Here is a 13,701-nt window from a genome sequence, read left to right as displayed (position 1 = left end):
TATCGATCGCGAGGCCGACTTTCGCTCTCAGGGTGGTTTCGGCGAGTTGCCCGATGTGTGCGAAGGTCCTGACCGTCGCGAGCCATCGATCGATCGTGCAGATCAGCACGTGCGTGTCGAATTCAGGCGAGTGATGCTGTGCGCGAGTTGTAGCCGTTGTGCATGACCGCCGATAGGGGGCGATAGGGGTCGGTCGTTCCAGTCGGATCGATCGGCGGAACCCGCTGCCCGAATTGACGTCGCACACCAACCGACCATCGGGTTTTGTGTGTCGAGTCACACGAGCGGCCCTTTTGCTCTAGCGTTGGCAAGGTTGCTGCCGAGAGGGGTCGTTGATGCGTGCCGGGATGCTGGAGCTGGTGCAGTTGCGCGAGCTGGTCGAGGCGGGGGAGATCGACACGGTGCTGGTGGCGATGACCGATATGCAGGGGCGGTTGCAGGGAAAGCGTTGTGCGGCACGGTTTTTCCTGGACGAGGTGATCGGGCACGCGACGGAGGCGTGCGACTATCTGCTCGCCGTCGACGTCGAAATGTCGACGGTCGACGGCTATGCGATGTCATCGTGGGATACCGGATACGGCGACTTCGTGCTGCGCCCGGATCTGAGTACCTTGCGGCTGGTGCCGTGGCAGCCCGGGACGGCGCTGGTGCTGTGTGATGTCGAACAGGTGGAACCGGCGAACAAGCCGGTCACCGTGTCGCCCCGGCAGATACTGCGGGCGCAGTTGGAGCGGCTGGCCGAGCGTGGGCTGCGGGCCTATGTCGGGACCGAACTCGAATTCCTGGTCTTCGACGACAGCTACGAGGACGCGTGGAACCGCGGCTATCGCGATCTGCGGCCCGCGAATCAGTACAACGTCGACTATTCGATGCTCGGCACCGCGCGCATCGAGCCACTGCTGCGCCGCATTCGCAACGAAATGACCGGTGCGGGTATGTATGTCGAGTCGGCCAAGGGCGAATGCAATCCGGGTCAGCACGAGATCGCGTTCCGCTATGACGAGGCGCTGGTGACCTGTGACAACCACAGCATCTACAAGAACGGCGCCAAGGAGATCGCCGCCCAGGACGGGCGCAGCCTCAGCTTCATGGCGAAATACAATGAGCGCGAAGGCAATTCGTGCCACATCCATATGAGCCTGCGGTCCGATTCGGGGGAGGCGGTCTTCGCGGGTGACGGTCCGCACGGAACCTCCTCGCTCATGCGGCATTTCCTCGCGGGGCAGCTGGACTGCCTGCGCGAGTTCACCTATCTGCTCGCGCCGAATATCAACTCCTACAAGCGATTCGTACCCGGCAGTTTCGCGCCGACCGCCTTGGCCTGGGGGCGTGACAACCGGACCTGTGCACTGCGGGTGGTGGGGGAGGGCCTGTCGCTGCGGATGGAGAACCGGATCCCGGGCGGCGATGTGAATCCGTATCTGGCCGTGGCCGCCACGATCGCGGCCGGACTGCACGGGATCGAGCAGCGGCTCCCGCTCGAGCCGGAGTTCCATGGCAACGCCTACCGGTCCCAGCGTCCGCGGGTGCCGCGTACCCTGCGGGAAGCGGCGCAATTGTTCGGCGAGAGCAAGGTGGCACGGACAGCGTTCGGCGACGACGTGGTGGACCATTATCGGAATGCGGCACGGGTCGAGCTGGACGCCTTCGACGCCGCGGTCACCGATTGGGAGCGAATCCGTGGTTTCGAGCGGCTCTGAGGAGTCCCGTCCGGTCATCGGCCTGCCGACCTACGTGGAACAGGCCCGGTTCGGCAGCTGGGATGTGGAAAGCGCGGTGCTGGCGCACAGCTATGTGCGGATGGTGCAGCTCGCGGGCGGGATCCCGGTGCTGCTGCCGCCCGCCGGAGTGGCGCGCGCGGAGCTGGTGGACCGGCTCGACGGGTTGGTGCTGACCGGCGGCGCCGATGTCGATCCGGCGCGCTACGGCGCACCGCCCGATCCGGCCCTCGGACCGCTCAAAGCCGATCGCGACGAGTCCGAATTCGGGCTGTTGGCCCTGGCGCGCGCCGCCGGTCTGCCGATTCTCGCGATCTGCCGCGGCCTGCAGGTGGTCAATGTCGCATTCGGCGGCACCTTGATCCAGCATCTGCCGGATCTGCTCGGCAACGACGACCATTCCGGTACGCCGGGCGGCTTCCACCAGATCAAGGTGTCGACCGCGCCGGGCAGCCGGGTCGCCGCCATCACCGGACCGGATGTGCAGGCGAGCTGTCACCATCACCAGGCCGTCGCCATCCTGGCCGAGGGCCTGGTCGCCACCGCGCACGCGCCGGACGGCACCATCGAGGCGGTGGAGACCACGGACGGTCCGTTCCTGGTGGGTGTGCAGTGGCATCCGGAGGCGGACGGAACCGATATCCGCCTGATGCGGGCACTGGTCGAGGCGGCGGCAACCTATCGAAGGGAGCGGAATTCGTGACGACAACGCAGGTGGTCAACCCGGCGACCGAGGAGGTCGTCACGACGGTCGAACTGGTGAGCGCGGCCGAGACCGATGCCGCCATCGAACGGGCGCAGCGGGCCGCGGTCGGTTGGCGCGAGATCGCACCGGGTGATCGGGCGCGGTTGCTGCGCCGGTTCGCCGAAGCCGTCGACGCGAATCTCGAGCAGTTGGCCCAGTTGGAGGTCGCCAACGCCGGGCACACCATCGGGAATGCGCGCTGGGAGGCGGGCAATGTCCGCGATGTGCTGCATTTCGCCGCCGGAATCCCGGAACGCCTGCTGGGCAACCAGATTCCGGTCGCCGGCGGGGTGGATATCACCTTCCACGAGCCGCTCGGCGTGGTCGGGGTGATCGTGCCGTGGAACTTTCCGATGCCGATCGCGGCGTGGGGTTTCGGGCCCGCGCTTGCCGCCGGGAATACCGTGGTGCTCAAGCCCGCCGAGCTGACCCCGCTCACCGCGATCCGGCTGGGCCAGCTCGCGTTGGAAGCCGGTGTGCCGGAAGGTGTTTTCCAGGTTCTGCCCGGTAAGGGTTCGGTGGTCGGGCAGCGGTTCGTGACCCACCCCGCCGTGCGCAAGGTGGTGTTCACCGGCTCCACCGAGGTGGGCAAGGAGATCATGGCGGGATGCGCGCGGCAGGTGAAGCGGGTAACCCTCGAATTGGGTGGTAAGAGCGCGAATATCGTATTCGCCGATGCCGATCTGGAGCGAGCGGCGGCGACCGCGCCCTATGGCGTCTTCGACAACGCCGGGCAGGATTGCTGCGCGCGGTCCCGAATTCTGGTGCAGCGCAGTGTCTTCGACCGATTTCTGGAGCTGCTGGAACCAGCGGTGCGCGGTGTGCGGGTGGGCGATCCGGAGGACGAGTCCACCGAAATGGGGCCGCTGATCTCGGCTGCCCACCGGGCTCGGGTCGCCTCGTTCATCGAGCCCTCGACCAAGGTCGCGTTCACCGGTACGCAGCCCGATGGTCCCGGATTCTGGTATCCGCCAACGGTTGTGCTGCCGGATGCGCCCTCGGACCGGGTGCTCACCGAGGAGGTGTTCGGCCCGGTGGTGGCGGTGGTTCCGTTCGAGGACGAGGCCGATGCCGTTCGTATCGCCAATTACACCGAATACGGTCTGTCCGGCTCCATCTGGACCAATGACGTGGGCCGGGCGTTGCGGGTGTCGCGCGGTGTGGAAGCCGGGAATCTGTCGGTGAATTCGCATTCCTCGGTGCGGTATTGGACGCCGTTCGGCGGATTCAAACAGTCCGGGCTCGGGCGTGAACTCGGACCCGATGCGGCACTTGCCTTTACCGAGACCAAGAACGTCTTCATCGCCACCTAGTTAAGGAGATGTGTTGCAGCGCTTACAGGATCGAGTCGCCGTCGTCACCGGTGGCGGCAGCGGTATCGGCCTCGCCACCGTGCGCCGATTCGCCGCCGAGGGTGCGAAGGTGGTCGTCGCCGATATCGACGCCGCCGCGGGAGAGGCCGCGGCCACTGAGGTGGGCGGGCTGTTCGTGAAGGTCGACGTGACCGATGAGGCCCAGGTGCAGGCCCTGTTCCAGACCGCCGTCGACACCTATGGCGGACTCGATATCGCATTCAATAACGCGGGAATCTCACCGCCGGAAGACGATTCGATCCTTACCACCGGAATCGAGGCCTGGCGCCGGGTGCAGGAGGTCAATTTGACCTCGGTGTATCTGTGCAGCAAGTACGCCATCAACCACATGCTCGAGCGCGGGAAGGGGTCGGTGATCAATACCGCGTCCTTCGTCGCCGTCATGGGGGCCGCGACCTCGCAGATCTCCTACACCGCGTCCAAGGGCGGGGTGCTCGCGATGAGCCGGGAACTCGGAGTGCAGTTCGCACGCAACGGAATTCGGGTCAACGCGCTGTGTCCGGGACCGGTGAACACCCCGCTGCTGCAGGAGCTGTTCGCCAAGGATCCCGAACGTGCCGCCCGGCGCCTGGTGCACATCCCTATCGGCCGCTTCGCCGAGCCGGAGGAGATCGCCGCCGCCGTCGCATTTCTGGCCAGCGACGACTCCTCGTTCATCACCGCATCGCAGTTCCTGGTGGACGGTGGCATCTCCGGCGCGTACGTCACGCCGTTGTGAAGGTACGGTTGACTCGGGCTCCTGGGCAGCAAGCCAGGATGCGCCATTCGTCGCCGATCAAAGGGAGGCTCGTGAGATGAGTACGGAAGATGGGCGATCGCCCGGGCTGTTCAGTCACGACGCCCTGCCGACGGAACCGTTGGTGCAAATCGAGCCCGGCGGTGCGGATTTCCGTCCGGTGTTCAGCCGCTCCGACGGCAGCGCGCCCGGATCGTATCCGCAGCCGGAGCAAGGGAACTGAGGCCGCGTAGCGCCCGATCTTCGACGGCGCTACGCCCACAGCGATCGCGGAGGTACGGGTAGCGTTTCGGCGTTACCCTGCACTCATGGTCGACGACGGGCAGATCCCGAGCGCGCAATTATCGGGTACGGCCCGGGTGGAAGCGTTCAGCGATGGCGTGATGGCCATCGCTATCACTCTGCTGATCCTGGAGATTCGGGTACCCGAGCACGAATCGGGCCATCTGCTCCGAGCACTCGGCCACATCTGGCCGTCCTACGTGGCATATCTGGCCTCATTCCTGACCATCGGCATCATCTGGATGAACCACCACTCGTTCTTCAGCCGCCTGCGCCACCTCGACCACGTCATCCGCTGGTGGAACTTGATGCTGCTACTCGGTGTCTCCGTATTGCCGTTCCCCACCGGCCTTCTCGCCGAATACGTCGTGCACGGCGAACAAAGCGACGCCGCCGCGGCCGCGGCCGTCTACGGCATCGCCGGTGTCATGATGACCATCCCGTGGGCCCCTTTGTGGTGGCGCCTGGTCCACCACCCCGAACTCTTCGAACCCGGCTACGACGCCGCCTTCGCCCGCCGCGAAACCGTCCGCGCCTATCCGGGCATCCTCGTCTACGCCCTCTGCATAGCAATAGGCCTCTTCTGGCCCGTAGCCGCCCTCATCCTCTATCTGCTCATCGCAATCTTCTACGCCATCACCAGCCAGGGATGGTCGAAACAGGCGGCCGACGACGCCGAATAGGTCGCGGTTGGAATCCGATGGAACCGTTCGCCGCGACCGGCTCGTAAAAGCGTTGCGTACGAACCGCACAGCTTTGTGGCGTGTGTAACACCGGGATCGTGGCGGGCGACTTCCACTGCGTCGCCGCCGAGTGGGCGGTGTCGATGCGTTGGGGGTCAGCATTCGAACCGGCTGAACCCGGATCTTTCTGTGACTGTGCGTGGCCGAACCACCAGAAGGGTGAATGCTGTGACCTCTCCGATGTTGGCCAAGGGCCAGAATGTGCCGCTGCCGGATGATGTGGTCCGCATCGACGTGGTGATCGGATGGACCGAGGCGGAGATCGAGGTCGATGCCTCCGCACTGATGTTGGGGGTCGACGGAAAGGTCGGCTCCGACAGCGATTTCGTCTTCTACAACCAGCCGGAATCGCCGGACGGATCGGTGCGGTTCCTGGGCACCAGCGCGACCGAGGAGGGTGCGCAGGCCAGGATCGCGATCGATCTGTCGGCGGTGCCCGCGCACATCCACAAGGTGGCACTCGTCGGCAGTGTCGGCACCGGGACCTTCGGTGACCTCGGCAAACTGGCGCTGCGGGTGGTCGACGCGGCCGGGCATTCGCTGGCGGAGTACGCCACCGCCGATGCCACCACGGAATCGGCGTTCGTCTTCGGTGAGGTGTATCGCCGCGGCGGAGAATGGAAGGTCCGGGCGGTAGGGCAGGGGTGGGAGTCCGGTCTGGCCGGTCTGGCGACGGACTTCGGCGTCGACATCGATGACGACGCCGAACCCGAAACTCCCGATACGCCAGTCGATATCCCGGCGGTGAAAGATCCCGCAGTCCTCGCCTCCGCACCGGAACACGAGCCGGAGCAGTCTGTTGAAACGGGCGCGCGGAAGCCCGCGCGGAACCGGGGTGTGCGCACCGTCAAGCGAACGTTGAAGAAGGCCAAGCCGATCGAGTTCAAACTCGCCGAACTCGATAGCTGGCAACCGGCGCGGCTGTTTTCGGTGATGATCGGTGCCGGGGAGGAACAGGAGCGGCGCGCGACCTCGGCGCTGGTCGCCACGATGCAGGCCGTGCGACCCTTCGCGCGGGCGGTGTGTGCCCGAATGGGGGCTCCGGCAGGCAATTTCGAGGGCTTCGTCGAGGTGCAGTATGAACTGGGTGAATCGAAGGTCATCCCGGACGCGGTCCTGAAGATGTCGCGAGGCACTCGGGTGTGGACCGGTCTGCTCGAGGTCAAGACCGGTAACGGCAAGCTCCGGCGCGATCAGCTCGAAAGCTATCTCGATGTGGCGCGCAAGAAGAAGTACGACGTGGTGGTCAGCCTGTCAAATGATGTCCCCGCCGGTCCCGGCGAACTGCCCGTCGAGGTCGACCGTCGCAAGCTCGCCAAGGTCGCGCTGCGACACCTGTCCTGGGCGGAGGTGGCGCACGAGGCGCGAATGCTGCTCTCGCACGGCGGTATCGACAACGACCTGCACGCCTGGATACTGAGCGAGTTCGTGCGCTACCTCGACCATCCACGGTCCGGAGTCACGGAACTGGTCGATATGGGTCGTCATTGGGTAGCCGTGCGCGACGCGGTGACCGCCGGCATCTTGCGCGCGGGCGACCAGAAGGCCCTGACCGTCGCCGATAAGTGGGCGTCGCTGTCGCGGCATCTCGCTCTGCGCCTGACCGCCGAACTCGGCGTGACCGTCAAGCACATCCTGCCCCGTCGGCATCACTCCGATCCGGCCGCCCGCGGCGCCGCCTTCGTGGAGCGACTGGCCGCCGATGGGACGTTCGAGGCCGTACTGCGGATTCCGGACACCGCGGGCGATTTGGTCGTGGTCGCGGATCTGCGTACCAACAAGATTCGCTGCCGCACCACCCTCGACGCACCGAATGAGGGGACCGCGGGTCGTCGGCTGTCGTGGTTGCTCCGGCAACTCGCGGACGCGCCGGGCGATGTCCAGGTCGAAGCGGTGTTCTCGGAGCGAGGCAACCAAGCATGCGAACATCTCGACCGGGTGCGCGCGGACCCGAAGGTGCTGACGGTGGGCCGCGCCGGTGCGATCGTGTCCTTCTGCCTGGAGCAGGCGTTTCCCATGGGCAACCGGCGATCCGGTACCGCGGCGAGCTTCATCGCCAGCGTCACCGCGGCGACCGACACCTTCTACGGATCGGTGGTGCAGCCGTTGCGCGGCTGGGTTCCCGCCGCCCCCAAACAACCCGAGCCGCCGACCGACCTCGCAGTAACCGCGGACTGACAGACCGCTGACTCGATGATGGCTGACCGGGTGTGGTGATTGTGGTGTGCCTGGGTCTGCGAGAGCGCCGCACGCCGAGCCGTTTCGCGTGGATGGGATGGCAGAACCTGGCGGTGCCTGTCGTGGCCGGGACAGGGTGTGCACCGGCCCGCGCATTGGGCGCGTGCTTAGACTTGGCGGGGAGAAAGGAAGGACCGCTGATGAAGCGAAATCTGAACTGCCCCTGCGGTGAACATATCGTCGGGACGGACGAGGACGACCTGGTCGCGAAGACCAAGGCGCATCTGGCCGAGAACCACCCGGGGCACGACTATTCCCGGGACGAGATTCTGTTCATCGCTTACTGATTCACTGCACGGGCTTCTCGTCACCACACCGCGTGTGGTGACGAGAAGCCTTGTGTGGGTGGGTTATTGGGGGGATCCGAGGCGGGCGCCGCCGTCTACGCGGATGACGATGCCGGTGGTGAAGGTGTTGTCGGCGAGGAATTCGATGGCCTTGGCGATATCGTCGGCGGTGCCGACGCGGCCTACCGGGGTGGCGGCGGATATGCCGGCGAAGACCTCGGCGCGGGCATCGTCGGGCAGGAAGTTCCACCATTCGGTGTCGATGACGCCGGGGGATACGGCGTTCACGCGGACGGGGGCCAGTTCGACCGCGAGCACGGGGACGATGGCCTCGACACCGGCGTTGACCGCGGCCAGGGCCGCGGTGGTCGGCATCGAGCCGCCCGCGGATGCGGCGGAGACCAGCGTGATGGAACCGCCGGGCGCGAGATGGGGCAGTGCCGCCTGAATCGTGGCGACGTGCGGCAGCAGTTTGCCGGAGACGTGGGTCTGCAGGTGGTCCAGGCCGAGTTCGCGAAACGGTGTGGTGCCGGACGGCCCGGTGACCGTCACCACCACGTGGTCGACCGGGCCGACCTCCGAAAACAGTTGGGCCAGTTCATTTTCGTCCCGCGCGTCGACGACCTTGCCGGTGATCTCCTGGCCCAGTTCCGCCAGCGCGGCGGCGAGTCGTTCCTCGTTGCGTCCGGCGATGACGACTTGCGCGCCGTTCTTGGCGAGTCGGCGAGCGGTCGCCAGGCCGATGCCAGAGGTTCCGCCCACGATGACGACTTTGTTGCTCACAACATCCTCCTGAGATTCGAACCACGATGATTTTCGAACCATCGTGCCTCGTTAATATATTCGAGGCACGGTGTCTTGTAAAGTGACGTGCATGACAGGAACCAGGGGGCGACCCCGCAGCGAGGACGCCAGGCGCGCGATCCTGCATACGGCATTGGAACTCTGCGAGCGGGACGGCTACCAAGACCTGACCATCAAGGCCATTGCGGCCGGGGCCGGGGTGGGCAGGCAGACGGTCTACCGCTGGTGGCCGGATAAGGCGTCGATTCTGATCGAGGCGCTGGTCGGCCTGGCCGATGAGCATCCGGCACTGGTTCCGGGCGAAACCGCGGATGTGCTGGTCGCGCTCGAGCGGCTGCTCGCAACCACCTTCGAACTCGCGCACAAGGTGACGGGCCAGGCGCTGGTCGGCCTGATGGCCGATGCGCAACGCGATCAAGACCTGTCGAATCGACTTCAGGAGACCGTGATCGGCCCGCGCCGAGCGGCACTGCGCGCACTGCTCCAGCGCGGTGTCGACGCGGGAACGCTGACCGCGGCGGTTCCGCTGGATCTCGTGGTGGATTTCGCCTTCGGCGCGATGTGGTACCGGCTGCTCGGTCACCATGCCCCGGTGAACGCCGCACTCGCGAAAGATGTCACGACCAGCGTCGCCACCATGCTCGCGCCGAACACGCCGAGGCGCGCTCGTCGCGAGATCCAGATTTAACGGCGTGTAACCGGAGCGAAACCTCGTGTGATGACACTAGGTGAAGCAGTGTGACGCGAGACACCTTACGCCACAGACACTTTAGCGCTAGGGCGGGATGGGGGTCGCGCCTGCCTGCGTGCAGATGAGGTAGCGCAGAATCATGTCACCGTATCCTGATTGGCTCGACTCTGGGGACAACACCTGGCAGTTGGTCGCCGCAACACTCGTCGCTCTGATGAGCATTCCAGGTATCGCCATCCTCTACGGCGGTATCGTGCAGCGGAAATGGGCTGTCAATACCATCCTGATGGCCTTCACCGCCTTCTCCGCGGTCCTGGTGGTCTGGGTGCTGTGGGGCTTCAAGATGGGCTTCGGTGAACCGCTGAAGCTCGGGCCCGGCATCCTGCGCGCCGCGGTCGGTGTGCCGCATACGATCCTCGGCAGCGATAACCAGAACCAGGCGGTAATACCGCTGCTCGACGGCCTGATGCCCAAGCTCCGATTCTCCGAAACCACGTTGGCGTACTTCCATTTCGCGTTTGCCGCCATCACGCCGCTGCTATTCCTCGGCAGTGTCGTCGGGCGGATCAATTTCAAGGTGTGGCTGCTGTTCGTTCCGCTGTGGACGACCTTCGCCTATACGGTGAACGCCTTCCTGCTGTGGGGCGGCGGCTGGTGGGCCTCGATGGGCGCGCTGGATTACAGCGGTGGGTATGTCATCCACTTGGCCGCTGGCACAACGGGTTTCGTCGCTGCCGCGGTCATCGGACCGCGGCTTGTCAGGGATCGCGAACGGGCCGTGCCGAACAACCTGCCGATGGCCGCGGCCGGTGCGGGCATCCTGTGGCTGGGCTGGAACGGATTCAACGGCGGCGATATGTATTTCGGCGGCGCGAATGCCTCGCTCGCCGTGCTCAACACCAATCTGTGCACCGCGGTGGCCGTGCTGGTCTGGGTGTTCTGGGATATGGTCGCCGGCCCGCAGCGCAAGCCCAACTTTCTCGGCGCGATCAATGGCATGATCGCCGGACTCGTCGCCATCACACCGGCGGCCGGTTTCGTCAACAGCTTCGGCGCGATGATCATCGGTGTCGTCGCGTCGACACTGGTGTGGCTGTCCTGGAACAAGCTGGGGCGCACGAGATTATTCCGGAAGGTCGACGACACGCTCGGGGTGTTCCACACCCACGGCATCGCCGGTCTGGCCGGCGGTCTGCTGGTCGGCGTGCTCGCCGATCCGCACATCATCGTGTACCTGGGCGACGGCCATGACGTTGCGGACGTGGCGTTTTCGGGCTGGCTGTACGGACATCACCCGAAACAGCTGCTCTGGCAAGCGGGTGCGGCGGCCACGGTGATCGTCTGGGATGCCTTCGTCACCGTCGTGATCCTGAAGTTCCTGGGGTTGTTCATGAGCCTGCGAATGCCGGACCATGTACTGGAGACCGGCGACGTCGCGGCCCACGAGGAAGAGGCCTACCCGGACGAGACCCTGGTCTCCGCCCATGTGGGGACCTTCCCCACCGCGCCCGCCCTGCCCAAGCGGCCGCCGGACAAACCATCGGGTGAGGCGCCCGGGAATCAGGCGGCCACGTGAATGCCACCATCCACCTTCAGGGCAGTGTCGGGTACAGCATCGACGACCCGATGAGCCCGGGTGACGGCGTCGACGCGAAGCTCATCACGTTGGTGCTGCCCGCGGCCCTCTTCGATCAGATCAAACAGGCGCTGGCCATGTTCGGCGTGCGGCGCATGGTGGTCTGCCAGGTCTACCGGGTGGACGACCGGGGCAGCCGGGTCGAACGCTATCGGGGCCAGCAGTTCGTCAGCGATGTCGAGGCGGGTCTGCGCATCGAACTGCTGGCCAAGAACGACGATGTCGCCGATCTGGTCCGGCTGATCGACCGGATCGGCGAGAACGCCGGGCCGTCCGGGATCCAGATCTGGATGATCGACGCGCGCTCGCTGTGAATCCGCCTCGCTCGCGAGGATGAGGGCCGCGTCATCCGGATGCGGGAGGTGATCGGGGCCGGACGCGGGAGACACTGGGTTCACTATGAGTTCTCCCGGTTTGCTCGCTCGGACCCCGGGCGTCGTGTTTCGGGCGTCCGAACGACTGCGGGCGTTGCCGTCGAGTGCGGTCGATATCGTGCTCGCCGTCGTGGTCACGGTGGCCAGCGTGGGGCCCGCGATCGTGACGCGGGCGTCGTGGTGGGTAATCGCCTGCTGTGTGCTGGCGTCCGCGCCGGTGCTGTGGCGGCGGCGCGCGCCGATTCTCGTATTGCTGGTGGTCGGGCCCGCGATCACCGTGCTGGCCTGCTTGCACGCCATGCCCGCATTGCCGTACGGCACCATCATCTGCGTCTACACGATCGCCGCCTACAGTCCGCCGCGGCCGCGACGGATCGCGCTGATCACCGTGAGCATCGGAATCCTGATCTCCCTGATCATTCCGAACGAGAGTCCGGACTCCTATGGCTACGCGGCCATGTCCTTTGTGACCGCGTGGGCGCTCGGCACCAGCGTGCGGGCGCGCCGGGCGCAGATCGAGATGTTGGAGGAGCGGGCGCGCCGACTCGAGGAGGAGCGGTTCGCGGCCGTCGACCGGGAACGGTTGCGCATCGCGCGGGATATGCACGATATCGTCGCGCATTCGGTCGGCCTGATGATCGTCCAGGCCGAGACCGGACCGCTGCTGACCCGCTCCGATCCGGAACGCGCCGACGCGGCCTTCGCGGGCATCGCGGATACCGGTCGCGAAGCGGTGCAACAGCTTCGGCGCAGTCTCGGCGCCCTGCGCGGCACCGACGATCCGCCGCACCAACCGGGAATCGAGGCGATACCCGATCTGGTGGAGCTGTCGCGGCGCGGTGGGTTGGCGGCGTCATTCGACGAATTCGGCACGCGCCGTGCGGTTTCCGGTGATGTCGGGGTCACCGCGTATCGGGTGGTGCAGGAGGCGTTGACGAATACGATGAAGCATTCGGGTGCCACTGGTGTGCGAGTGTCGTTGCGGTGGTTCGACGATCGGCTGACGGTGCGGGTGTCCGATGATGGTCCTGCATGTGCGGTCGGTCGGAAGGCCGGTGGAGTCGGGGGCGATCCGGAGACCACGGTCGGCGCGGCATTCGCTGGAAGCACGGTCGGTCGGAAGACACGTGGAGTCGGGGGCGACCCGGAAGCCCCGGTCGGTGCGGCATTCGCTGGCAGTACTGGAAGTGTCGTCGGCACAAGAGCTTCGGTTGGCGGGCGGGGCACGGTTGGCGGTTGGCCTGCGAGCGATTCGTCTACCGGGCATGGATTGATCGGGATGCGCGAGCGCGTCACCAGCGCCGGCGGGCGGCTGCATTATGGGCGTCCCGGACACTCGCCCGCAGGCTGCACCGAGGGCTTCGAAGTCACCGCCGAACTGCCGATCGCACAGGGGAGTTGAGCATGCGGGTGCTCGTCGTCGACGACCAGGACCTGTTCCGCGCCGGATTCCGGCTGATCCTGGAGGCGCAGCCCGATATAACCGTGGTCGGTGAGGCCGCCGACGGACTCGAGGCCGTCGAGCAGGCCCTGGAACTGGCACCCGATGTCGTGGTCATGGACGTGCGGATGCCACGCATGGACGGTGTCGCCGCGACCGCCCGCATCTGCGCCGAGACCAGCGCAAAGGTGTTGGTACTGACCATGTTCCACCTCGACGAATACGTCTACGCGGCGCTGCGCGCCGGAGCCAGCGGATTCCTGCTGAAGGATGTGCGCCGCGAACAACTGGTCGAAGCCGTGCGCGTGGTCGCCGCGGGTGAGGCCCTGCTCGCACCGACCGTCACCCGCCGCCTCATCGCCGACCTCGCCCACCGCGGCCACCCCCGCCCCGACCTCATGCGCCAACTCGACGAACTGACCGACCGCGAACGCGACACCCTCCGCAACCTAGCCCGCGGCCTCTCCAACGCCGAACTCGCCACCACTCTGGTTGTCAGCGAGCACACCGTGAAATCCCATGTCAGCTCCGTACTGACGAAACTCGGCCTCCGCGACCGCGTCCAAGCGGTGGTCTTCGCCTACGAAGCAGGCCTCGTAATCCCCGGCCGCGACTGAACCAGCTATCAGTACT

The 13,701-nt window shown here is 66.0% G+C and carries 14 protein-coding genes; 13 read left to right on the top strand and 1 reads right to left on the bottom strand.

The window, feature by feature from the left end:
• Positions 1 to 335 precede the first annotated feature (335 nt).
• From ACHQ4I_RS12020 to ACHQ4I_RS11985, 8 genes are all read left to right on the top strand, one after another.
• Positions 336 to 1,700 (top strand): glutamine synthetase family protein, encoded by a 1,365-nt coding sequence (locus tag ACHQ4I_RS12020; RefSeq protein ID WP_420771785.1) that lies wholly within the window; start codon positions 336 to 338, stop codon positions 1,698 to 1,700.
• Positions 1,681 to 2,421 (top strand): gamma-glutamyl-gamma-aminobutyrate hydrolase family protein, encoded by a 741-nt coding sequence (locus ACHQ4I_RS12015; RefSeq protein WP_420771784.1) that lies wholly within the window; start codon positions 1,681 to 1,683, stop codon positions 2,419 to 2,421. The genes ACHQ4I_RS12020 and ACHQ4I_RS12015 overlap by 20 nt, the downstream gene beginning before the upstream one ends.
• Positions 2,418 to 3,776, top strand: a complete 1,359-nt coding sequence (locus ACHQ4I_RS12010) for an aldehyde dehydrogenase family protein (protein WP_420771783.1) — start codon at positions 2,418 to 2,420, stop codon at positions 3,774 to 3,776. The genes ACHQ4I_RS12015 and ACHQ4I_RS12010 overlap by 4 nt, the downstream gene beginning before the upstream one ends.
• Before the next feature lie 10 nt (positions 3,777 to 3,786).
• Positions 3,787 to 4,554 carry a 3-oxoacyl-ACP reductase gene (locus tag ACHQ4I_RS12005; RefSeq protein WP_420771782.1) on the top strand — a complete coding sequence of 256 codons (768 nt, stop codon included), beginning with the start codon at positions 3,787 to 3,789 and terminating at the stop codon, positions 4,552 to 4,554.
• 76 nt (positions 4,555 to 4,630) lie between these two features.
• Complete coding sequence (locus tag ACHQ4I_RS12000) at positions 4,631 to 4,795, top strand: hypothetical protein (protein ID WP_420771781.1); 165 nt, start codon at positions 4,631 to 4,633, stop codon at positions 4,793 to 4,795.
• 85 nt (positions 4,796 to 4,880) lie between these two features.
• Positions 4,881 to 5,537: a TMEM175 family protein gene (locus tag ACHQ4I_RS11995; protein ID WP_420771780.1), complete on the top strand. Its 657-nt coding sequence runs from the start codon at positions 4,881 to 4,883 to the stop codon at positions 5,535 to 5,537.
• Positions 5,538 to 5,765: 228 nt separating this feature from the next.
• Positions 5,766 to 7,775, top strand: a complete 2,010-nt coding sequence (locus tag ACHQ4I_RS11990; RefSeq protein WP_420771779.1) for a TerD family protein — start codon at positions 5,766 to 5,768, stop codon at positions 7,773 to 7,775.
• A 200-nt stretch (positions 7,776 to 7,975) separates the two neighbouring features.
• Positions 7,976 to 8,122, top strand: a complete 147-nt coding sequence (locus tag ACHQ4I_RS11985; protein ID WP_420771778.1) for a DUF1059 domain-containing protein — start codon at positions 7,976 to 7,978, stop codon at positions 8,120 to 8,122.
• A 63-nt stretch (positions 8,123 to 8,185) separates the two neighbouring features.
• On the opposite strand, the gene ACHQ4I_RS11980 is transcribed toward ACHQ4I_RS11985, so the two are convergent.
• Positions 8,186 to 8,905 (bottom strand): SDR family oxidoreductase, encoded by a 720-nt coding sequence (locus ACHQ4I_RS11980; protein WP_420771777.1) that lies wholly within the window; start codon positions 8,903 to 8,905, stop codon positions 8,186 to 8,188.
• Between the two features lie 91 nt (positions 8,906 to 8,996).
• On the opposite strand from ACHQ4I_RS11980, the gene ACHQ4I_RS11975 reads away from it, so the two are divergent.
• From ACHQ4I_RS11975 to ACHQ4I_RS11955, 5 genes are all read left to right on the top strand, one after another.
• Positions 8,997 to 9,614 (top strand): TetR/AcrR family transcriptional regulator, encoded by a 618-nt coding sequence (locus ACHQ4I_RS11975; RefSeq protein ID WP_420771776.1) that lies wholly within the window; start codon positions 8,997 to 8,999, stop codon positions 9,612 to 9,614.
• Positions 9,615 to 9,756: 142 nt separating this feature from the next.
• The gene (locus tag ACHQ4I_RS11970; protein WP_420771775.1) at positions 9,757 to 11,193 is read left to right on the top strand and encodes an ammonium transporter; all 1,437 of its coding nucleotides are present in this window, start codon (positions 9,757 to 9,759) and stop codon (positions 11,191 to 11,193) included.
• Positions 11,190 to 11,567: a hypothetical protein gene (locus ACHQ4I_RS11965; protein ID WP_420771774.1), complete on the top strand. Its 378-nt coding sequence runs from the start codon at positions 11,190 to 11,192 to the stop codon at positions 11,565 to 11,567. Before ACHQ4I_RS11970 ends, ACHQ4I_RS11965 begins: the two co-directional genes overlap by 4 nt.
• Positions 11,568 to 11,652: 85 nt before the next feature.
• On the top strand, positions 11,653 to 13,029 hold the full coding sequence (locus tag ACHQ4I_RS11960) for a sensor histidine kinase (RefSeq protein WP_420771773.1): 1,377 nt from the start codon (positions 11,653 to 11,655) through the stop codon (positions 13,027 to 13,029).
• A 2-nt stretch (positions 13,030 to 13,031) separates the two neighbouring features.
• Entirely contained in the window at positions 13,032 to 13,685 is a 654-nt protein-coding gene (locus ACHQ4I_RS11955) for a response regulator (RefSeq protein WP_476445391.1), read from the top strand.
• The last annotated feature ends 16 nt before the right edge of the window (positions 13,686 to 13,701 follow it).

It is taken from the genome of Nocardia nepalensis (assembly GCF_048910785.1).
In the GTDB taxonomy this organism is placed as follows: domain Bacteria; phylum Actinomycetota; class Actinomycetes; order Mycobacteriales; family Mycobacteriaceae; genus Nocardia; species Nocardia nepalensis.
The sequence above is the reverse complement of the archived record's forward strand: the minus strand, read 5'-3'. Positions and strand labels throughout refer to the sequence as shown.

Excerpts from the sequence above, each read along its gene's own strand:
- ACHQ4I_RS11955 (WP_476445391.1), top strand. The coding sequence starts at position 13,032 with ATGCGGGTGCTCGTCGTCGACGACCAGGACCTGTTCCGCGCCGGATTC.
- ACHQ4I_RS11985 (WP_420771778.1), top strand. The coding sequence starts at position 7,976 with ATGAAGCGAAATCTGAACTGCCCCTGCGGTGAACATATCGTCGGGACG.
- ACHQ4I_RS11960 (WP_420771773.1), top strand. The coding sequence starts at position 11,653 with ATGAGTTCTCCCGGTTTGCTCGCTCGGACCCCGGGCGTCGTGTTTCGG.
- ACHQ4I_RS12000 (WP_420771781.1), top strand. The coding sequence starts at position 4,631 with ATGAGTACGGAAGATGGGCGATCGCCCGGGCTGTTCAGTCACGACGCC.
- ACHQ4I_RS11975 (WP_420771776.1), top strand. The coding sequence starts at position 8,997 with ATGACAGGAACCAGGGGGCGACCCCGCAGCGAGGACGCCAGGCGCGCG.
- ACHQ4I_RS12020 (WP_420771785.1), top strand. The coding sequence starts at position 336 with ATGCGTGCCGGGATGCTGGAGCTGGTGCAGTTGCGCGAGCTGGTCGAG.
- ACHQ4I_RS11970 (WP_420771775.1), top strand. The coding sequence starts at position 9,757 with ATGTCACCGTATCCTGATTGGCTCGACTCTGGGGACAACACCTGGCAG.
- ACHQ4I_RS11995 (WP_420771780.1), top strand. The coding sequence starts at position 4,881 with ATGGTCGACGACGGGCAGATCCCGAGCGCGCAATTATCGGGTACGGCC.